Annotated in this window: 4 protein-coding genes, 1 rRNA gene and 3 pseudogenes; 2 read left to right on the top strand and 6 right to left on the bottom strand. The window is 42.3% G+C overall.

The annotated features are described in order from the left end of the window. A pseudogene (locus tag AACS92_RS17835) lies at positions 1–315 on the bottom strand (IS982 family transposase); the annotation flags it as partial. 92 nt (positions 316–407) lie between these two features. Between AACS92_RS17835 and AACS92_RS17830 the strand changes: the two are divergent. Beyond that, positions 408–758: pseudogene (locus tag AACS92_RS17830) on the top strand (phosphogluconate dehydratase); the annotation flags it as partial. Positions 759–806: 48 nt separating this feature from the next. Then, positions 807–1,448, top strand: coding sequence for a bifunctional 4-hydroxy-2-oxoglutarate aldolase/2-dehydro-3-deoxy-phosphogluconate aldolase (locus AACS92_RS17825; protein WP_099111909.1), 642 nt, complete (start codon positions 807–809; stop codon positions 1,446–1,448). A gap of 241 nt (positions 1,449–1,689) precedes the next feature. Here AACS92_RS17825 and aceK read toward each other — a convergent pair. The 5 genes and pseudogenes from aceK to rrf all read right to left on the bottom strand — a co-directional run. Then, positions 1,690–3,408, bottom strand: a pseudogene (gene aceK, locus AACS92_RS17820) (bifunctional isocitrate dehydrogenase kinase/phosphatase); the annotation flags it as partial. 78 nt (positions 3,409–3,486) lie between these two features. Next, entirely contained in the window at positions 3,487–4,794 is a 1,308-nt protein-coding gene (gene aceA / locus AACS92_RS17815) for an isocitrate lyase (RefSeq protein WP_099111907.1), read from the bottom strand. 61 nt (positions 4,795–4,855) lie between these two features. Beyond that, positions 4,856–6,454 carry a malate synthase A gene (aceB, locus tag AACS92_RS17810; RefSeq protein WP_099111906.1) on the bottom strand — a complete coding sequence of 533 codons (1,599 nt, stop codon included), beginning with the start codon at positions 6,452–6,454 and terminating at the stop codon, positions 4,856–4,858. A gap of 304 nt (positions 6,455–6,758) precedes the next feature. Beyond that, on the bottom strand, positions 6,759–7,688 hold the full coding sequence (metA, locus tag AACS92_RS17805) for a homoserine O-acetyltransferase MetA (protein ID WP_099111905.1): 930 nt from the start codon (positions 7,686–7,688) through the stop codon (positions 6,759–6,761). A gap of 189 nt (positions 7,689–7,877) precedes the next feature. Next, positions 7,878–7,988 (bottom strand): 5S ribosomal RNA (rrf, locus tag AACS92_RS17800); the annotation flags it as partial.

Here is a 7,988-nt window from a genome sequence, read left to right as displayed (position 1 = left end):
TCCTTTTAATTGAGTCAGATAACTGGATAAGGGGACCAAAACGGACGGGGCAACGCTGATAAAACGGGTATAACTGAGCAAGGAGGGGAAGTCGCGGTGGTGGTATTGCCAGATATGCTCCAAATAAAAGTTTTTAAAATCACGGTAATGCGACCGCTGAAAGAGGATTAAAACTGTCATGATTTCACTGGGATACATGTGGCCTTGTCTACGGCGCAGGCGGTATCCGTTATCGAGACAAAACTGCGCCCACTGGGGGATGAAAAGACGGCAAAAGTCGTCGACATCGCAGAAAATTTCAACTAACTTGTCCATGGCCTGTTCCTCCCCGGAGTCGTTTTAGGCTTTCACCAAAACTTTGCTCCTGGAACAGGCCTCTCGTCAATTTCTTATCCAGAATTCAGGTTAAATTAATGCCACCTTTAGGGGTACTGATGGATCGTGGCTTTAAAGTTGCTTTAGTGACGGACGGGCGTCTATCCGGCGCATCTGGTAAAGTGCCTTCCGCCATTCATGTTACACCTGAGGCCCATGCTGGCGGAGTGCTGGCCAAAATACAGGATGGAGACTTAATCCGTATTGATGGCCGCACTGGCGAACTTACATTGTTGCTTGATGAGCTGGAATTAGCACAAAGAGTACCTTATCAAGCCGATTTAAGCACAGGACATATCGGTTGTGGCCGTGAACTATTTGGTGCTTTGCGCACCCAGCTTTCCGGTGCAGAGCAAGGGGCATGTTCCATTACATTTTTATAACCGGGGATTTTAAATCCCTTGTGTCGGATTCGATGAGAGAAATTGCTAATGAATAATTGGAAAACAACCGCAGAAAGCATCCTGACTGATGGCCCTGTCGTCCCTGTTATCGTAATCAATGAAATTGAACATGCCGTACCATTGGCGAAAGCGTTGGTGGCAGGCGGAATAAGGGTATTGGAAGTCACGCTGAGAACAGCATGCGCGCTGGAAGCAATTCATCTCATTGCCAGAGAAGTTCCTGAAGCTATTATCGGTGCTGGAACGGTGATTAATCCCGAACAACTTTCTGCCGTCACTGAGGCCGGAGCACAGTTTGCCATTAGCCCTGGGTTAACTGATGAGTTGTTAAAAGCCGCAACAACTGGCTCAATTCCTCTTATTCCGGGCATCTCTACCGTCTCTGAGCTAATGCTGGGTATGAGCTATGGCTTAAATTGCTTCAAATTCTTCCCTGCGGAAGCGAATGGCGGCGTGAAAGCACTGAAAGCTATTGCTGGCCCATTCCCACAAGTACGTTTCTGCCCGACAGGAGGAATTTCTCCTGATAATTACCGTGATTATCTGGCACTCAATAGTGTCCTATGTATCGGTGGATCTTGGCTGGTACCAAATGATGTATTGAAAAATGGTGATTATGCGCATATTACGGAACTGGCTCATAATGCAATAACAGGCGCCAAAGCATAATTTAGCCGAATCATTTTTGAAATTGTGGAAATTCTATTATTTCAGTAGGGCTACTTGTTAGAATTTCCGCTTTCATAAGCCCAGCATTTTAGCCAAATAATTAAGAAAACCCGTTAAATCCTTTTACCATGCCACCTTATATTTGAATATCGCGGCTGGAAGGAGCTGATACCACAACATTATTCTCTTCACTCAATAATTCTGCATATTTCGTTATACCCTGCTCTTCAGCTCTGTTTTCATTACGCTGACTGAATCTCTGTCTGAGACGGTAAGCAAAAACATCCTCCACATACCCTTTTCTTATCCGCTCTTGCAACGCTCGCCAATAATCTGCTTTAAAAAGATCACCGTGAAATTCTTCAAAATATTTACGAATGCGTTTATCGCTACATAAAAAATGCCGGAACTCTTCTGGAAAAACATCATTGGTCGCTACGCTGTACCACGGTTCACTGGCAAGTTCATCTTCAGGGTAACGCGCTGGAGGAATATCCCTAAAATTCACTTCGGTCATATAACAAATTTCATCATAATCGTAGAAAATTACCCTTCCGTGTCGTGTAACCCCAAAATTCTTAAATAACATGTCTCCCGGAAAGATATTCGCTGCCGCAAGCTGTTTAATTGCATTCCCATACTCTTCAACAGCATCTTTCAGACGATCCTCATCTACCTGCTCCATATAGATATTCAGTGGGAGCATTCTTCGTTCCATATAAAGATGCTTTATCAGGACTTTGTCACCTAAATCTTCAAGCTTTTCAGGGATCTCTTTTTGTATTTCCTCCATTAACTCGGGGCTGATATGGCGTTTATCGATGACGAAATTCTCAAACTCCTGTGTATCAGCCATTCTCCCGACCCGATCATGCTCCTTGACCAACCGGTAACACTCCTGAACCCTCTCCTGAGAAACTTCTTTCTGCGGCGCAAACTTATCTTTTATCACCTTAAATACACGATCAAAAGAAGGAGACGTGAAAACCAGCATAACCATGCCTTTTACCCCCGGAGCAATGATAAATTGCTCCTGAGATGAATTAATAAATGTTAGGTATTCACGGTAATACTCTGTTTTTCCATGTTTTTGGCAGCCAATGGCCATATAGAGCTCAGCTGTCGATTTGACAGGCAAAATTTCACGTAACCATTCAACCATAGCAGCCGGTAAAGGGGCATAAACCATGAAATAAGAGCGGGCAAAACCAAAAACGACACTGGCATCATCATGGCTAGTCAGACAGGTATCGATAAAAATACTGCCTGATTCATTATGATGAATCGGCAATAGAAATGGATAAACTTCTGTACCCAGCCTTATTTTTCCTACCAGCCAAGCAGCTTTATTGCGATAAAAGAGTTCGTTAGCAATCTGAAATGTCGCCTGGAGTAAATCATATCCGGGAAACGTGTTTTGTAAGTAGCGAGTGAGGTAACTGATATCTCTGTCTAAATTTTCCCATTCCAGACGTAATGGTAAATCTTTTAAAATAGCCCATAGCATAGATTCAAGACCGGCATCAGGAAAAAAATCCCGCGATAATGGGCGTGGAATATGGCGAAAACGGCGTGGTGGCTGGGAAGAAAAGATAAATAAATTTTCCTGCTTCAAATTACGATGCTGAAATAATCGGCAATAAACAGAATTAAAAAAACTTTCTGCAATTTCAAAACGTGGGTAATCCGGCAGTAGGCGGGTGTATACCGCTTTCACTTTGGCAATGTACTCCTGATCATACAACCGTGAACCACGAATACATTTCAACTGTTCAACCACCAAGCCTACATGATGATCGTACAGATTGATTCTTTTCTTCATGGCCTGCTGCACTGCGTGCCAGTCTGCTTGTTCAAAACGCTGTTGTGCGCCAGACGTTACTTCCAGAAATCTGCCGTATTGCGCATCAAACCCCTGAAGAATAGTTTGTGCAATTAAGTGAGCTAAATCTGTTTCCATGTCCGCCACCTTAATCTGACGCGTAAAGGGGAATTCCTGACGGAATCCCCCAAGGTGATATCAACGTTATACAAAAAATCAGAATTGCTGCTCTTCGGTTGACCCTGTCAGAGCGGTAACAGAGGAAGTTCCCCCCTGTATTATCGTGGTTACTTTATCAAAGTAACCAGTACCCACTTCCTGTTGATGCGAGGAGAAGGTGTAGCCACGCTCCAGTGAGGCAAACTCACGTTCCTGAACCTTCTCAACATAGTGTTTCATGCCTTCGCCACGTGCATAGTCATACGCCAGATCAAACATGTTGAACCACATGCTATGAATACCAGCCAAAGTAATAAACTGGAATTTATACCCAAGCTCGGAAAGCTGCTCCTGGAAGCTGGAAATAGTTTTATCATCCAGATTCTTTTTCCAGTTAAAAGATGGAGAACAGTTATAGGCCAGTAACTTCCCGGGATACTCAGCATGAATTGCTTCGGCAAAACGACGGGCAGCTTCAATGTCCGGTGTTGATGTTTCACACCAGACAACATCAGCATATGGTGCATAAGCCAGCCCACGACTGATAGCCTGATCAATCCCTGCACGAGTGCAGAAGAAACCTTCACAGGTTCGCTTGCCAGTCAAAAACTCGCTGTCATAGGGATCGCAATCCGATGTCAGCAGATCGGCTGCATCGGCATCAGTACGAGCGATAAGAAGAGTGGGTACACCTGATACGTCTGCGGCTAAACGAGCAGCCACTAATTTCTGAATAGCTTCCTGAGTTGGTACCAGTACTTTGCCTCCCATATGCCCACATTTCTTCACCGCAGCTAATTGATCTTCAAAATGGACAGCGGCAGCTCCGGCTTCAATCATAGCTTTCATAAGCTCAAAAGCATTCAGGACGCCACCAAATCCTGCTTCTGCGTCCGCCACAATCGGCAGAAAATAATCAGTGTATTCTACGCTATCAGGGCCAATGCCATTCGCCCATTGGATCTGATCTGCGCGGCGAAAACTATTATTGATACGCTTAATGACATTTGGTACGGAATCGACTGGGTAGAGTGATTGGTCAGGGTACATACTGGAAGCTGTGTTGGCATCAGCTGCAACCTGCCAGCCAGAAAGGTAAACGGCTTCAATTCCGGCTTTAGCCTGCTGAAGTGCCTGCCCACCCGTCAGTGCACCTAGCGCGTTTACATAACCTTTTTTGGATTTTCCATTCAACAATTCCCATAACTTTTTCGCTCCCATTTGAGCCAAAGTATGTTCAGGATTGACTGAGCCACGTAATTTAATAACATCTTCAGCTCTGTATGGTCGATTAATGCCTTCCCAGCGTGCTTTTTTCCATTCTTGCTCTAATTGAGTGATTTGTTGTGCTCGAGAAACGGTCATGATCCTATACTTCCTATTCTGAATTAATTGAATATTAATTATTGATTGGATGTTGTTTAAATCAGTCGAGTAATTGATAGCCCGGCAAAGTCAGGAAATCGACTAGTTCGTCTTGTGTGGTGATCCGTTTCATCAGCTCAGAAGCCTCTGTAAACCTTCCTTCGTTAAAACGTACCTCACCAACTTCTTGTTTAATGACTGCCAATTCTTCTTTTAGCATCTGGTTGAACAACTCTTTAGTCACTTTTTGACCGTTGGTCAACGATTTCTCATGATGGATCCATTGCCAGATAGAGGTACGGGAAATTTCTGCTGTAGCAGCGTCTTCCATTAAGCCATAGATCGGCACACAACCATTTCCCGAAATCCATGCTTCTATGTACTGGACTGCAACTCGGATATTTGCCCGCATGCCATCTTCGGTTCTTTCTCCCAGACTGGGTTCAAGCAGCTGTGCAGCAGTGATCTCACCATCCTCTTCACGGGAAACCATCAATTGATTTGATCGTTCACCCAGTTTTGAACTAAATACTTCCATCGCTATATCAGCAAGACCGGGATGTGCAATCCATGTACCGTCATGACCATTATTAGCTTCCAGCTCTTTATCTGCTCTGACTTTATCCAGCACTATCTGGTTTTGCTCAGGATCTTTACTTGGTATAAATGCTGACATACCGCCCATCGCAAAAGCCCCTCGTCTATGGCAGGTTTTAATCAATAAACGGGAATAAGCACTCAGAAAAGGTTGTGTCATAGTGACAGACTGGCGGTCTGGTAAGACGCGATCTGCATGATTCTTCAGTGTTTTGATATAACTGAAAATATAATCCCAACGACCACAATTCAGACCAACAATGTGATGACGCAGGTGATAAAGGATTTCATCCATTTGGAAAACAGCTGGCAATGTTTCGATCAGAACAGTCGCTTTAATCGTACCTTTTGGCAAATTGAAAAGCTCTTCCGTAAAACTGAAAACATCACTCCACCATTGTGCTTCATGATAGCTCTGGATCTTAGGTAAATAGAAGTAAGGACCACTCCCTTTCGCCAGCAACTGTTTATAATTCAAATAAAAATAAAGTGCAAAATCAAATAACCCACCAGAAATTGGTTCATTTTTATAAAGAATATGCTTTTCTGACAGGTGTAATCCCCTGACACGAGCAATCAATACAGCAGGGTCCGATTTTAATTCATAACGTTTGCCCTGCTCATTGGTATATGAAATGGTTCCATTCACTGCATCCCGCAGGTTAATTTGACCATCAATAACCTTATTCCAGCTTGGCGCCAAAGAATCTTCAAAGTCTGCCATAAATACTTTAACGTTAGCATTCAGGGCATTAATAACCATTTTTCGCTCTACAGGCCCGGTGATTTCAACCCGACGATCTTTTAGATCATCTGGAATTCCCTGAATCTTCCAATCACCACTTCTAATGGAAGATGTTTCCGGAATAAATTCTGGTAATTGACCGTTATCTATTTTCTTCTGCCAATTTATCCGATCTTCTAGTAATTTTTTGCGTCTGTCAGCAAATCTGACGACTAAATCTTCTAGAAAATGAATAGATTCAGATGATAAAATCTTCTTCTCAGCATCATAAAAAGGTTTTATAAAGGTTAATTCTGTTGCCAATATTTGCTGCGTCATCCCACGATCCTCACCTTAAAGTGTCCACTCAGGTAAGAATAATCAATATAAAAAATAAATCAAAAACGGTTTCCATTATTTTAATAAATTTAATTATTAACAATAAAATCAAACAATTAATAGAACAATATACATATATAAACTGGGAATTGATTTCCAAAATAGAAAAACAAAAAGTGTTAAGTTTTTGTTATATATAGAGAATAGGAAAAACAGATAATTTATAGAAAATAAACAAAAAATTAAAAAATGAGAAATGACTCGCTTCAGTTAATTCTCATTTTTGAAGATGTTTATAAGGAGTTCAATCTAAGGAAGGGTTCATGTAGGTCAAATCGTATGGAGTGATCTGATATACATAATAATTGAGCCAATTAGAAAATAGCAAATGCCCATGGCTACGCCATGTAGCAACCGGCTTATTTTCTGGATCATTATCCGGGAAGTAGTTGACGGGTAATACAGGATCTAAACCAGCCGTTCGATCACGCTGATATTCAGCAGCTAGTGTGCCAACATCATATTCTGGATGCCCAGTTACGAATACCAGCCTTTTATCCTTACTGGCAAGTAAATAGGTGCCTGCTTCTTCTGAACTAGCCAAAATATCCAGATCCGTATATTGACGAATAGCTGTCTCAGGAAAATCAGCAAAACGCGAGTGCGGCGCCCAAAATGATTCATCAAATCCTCTGGTCAATAATGCCAGCGGTTCCAGAATAGTATGAGAGTAAACACCAGATAGTTTCGTTTTTCGGGTATATTTAGGCAGGTTATAAAGAATATTTAAAGCCGCCTGAACAGCCCAACAAACAAAAAGTGTTGAAGTAACGTGTTCTCTGGCCCACTTGATAACGGTTTCAATTTCCTCCCAATACGTAACATCCTCAAATTTTACTAATCCTAAAGGGGCTCCGGTTACGATTAATCCATCAAAATTCTGATCTTTTATTGATTCAAAGTCGCAATAAAAATTATCCAAATGCTCCGCTGGTGTGTTTCTACATCGACGACCGTCAATACGGAGTAATTGAATATCAATCTGTAACGGTGAATTAGAAAGTAACCTGATAAACTGATTTTCCGTTTCTATCTTCTTTGGCATTAGATTTAGTAACAATACCTTCATGGGACGGATGTCCTGAACACTGGCTCTCGTCGATGTCATAACAAAGATATTTTCATTACGAAGAAAATTAACTGCTGGCAGTTCATCAGGTACACGAATTGGCATTGTTTAAAACCTCAATCATTCCACATAATTTAGCCTTCTAGACAGCCAAAATTTAACCTTAAAATGGGAGGAATGTCGAGTTTTTGTACGCAAATTGAAATTATTTCATTCTATGAAATAAAAAATGGAAATAAAAACACAAACGCAAAAAAGCCATCCGGTGAAGGATGGCTTCTCTGTCAAAGTGATGTCTGGCAGTTCCCTACTCTCACATGGGGAGACCCCACACTACCATCGGCGCTACGGCGTTTCACTGCTGAGTTCGGCATGGGGTCAGGTGGGACCACCGCGCTATTGCCG

It is taken from the genome of Xenorhabdus sp. KJ12.1 (assembly GCF_963876495.1).
Classification (GTDB): domain Bacteria; phylum Pseudomonadota; class Gammaproteobacteria; order Enterobacterales; family Enterobacteriaceae; genus Xenorhabdus; species Xenorhabdus stockiae.
Note: the sequence above shows the minus strand (reverse complement) of the source record. Positions and strands in the feature narration are given on the sequence as shown.